The organism is Sulfitobacter sp. UBA4523, assembly GCF_002388305.1.
Classification (GTDB): Bacteria; Pseudomonadota; Alphaproteobacteria; order Rhodobacterales; family Rhodobacteraceae; genus Sulfitobacter; species Sulfitobacter pontiacus.
In genome coordinates, this window is record NZ_DGMH01000032.1 from 609 (window position 1) to 864 (window position 256).

Consider the following 256-nt stretch of genomic DNA (forward strand, 5'->3'; position numbering starts at 1 on the left):
GCGAAAAAGGCATCTTCGCCGCGTTCGAGCACTGCTTGCCAGTTTTGCGACCGACCGACAAGGGGGGCAGCGACCAGTTCCGCGCCCTGCCACACCGCCGGAGAGGCCAGCAAGACGCCGCGCGGCACGCCCAAATCGCGCCAATCCGCAAAGCTGCGCAGCCCTTCAGCGCCCAAGGCACGGATCGTGGTTTGCGTGTCGGGCGCGGGCGCATCGCCGCAAGGTTCCAGACGCCAGCGGCCGTCCCAAAGTGCGC

1 pseudogene is annotated in these 256 nt (G+C 68.4%); it reads right to left on the minus strand.

The window, feature by feature from the left end:
* Nucleotides 1-256, minus strand: a pseudogene (locus tag B3849_RS07990) (tRNA lysidine(34) synthetase TilS); the annotation flags it as partial.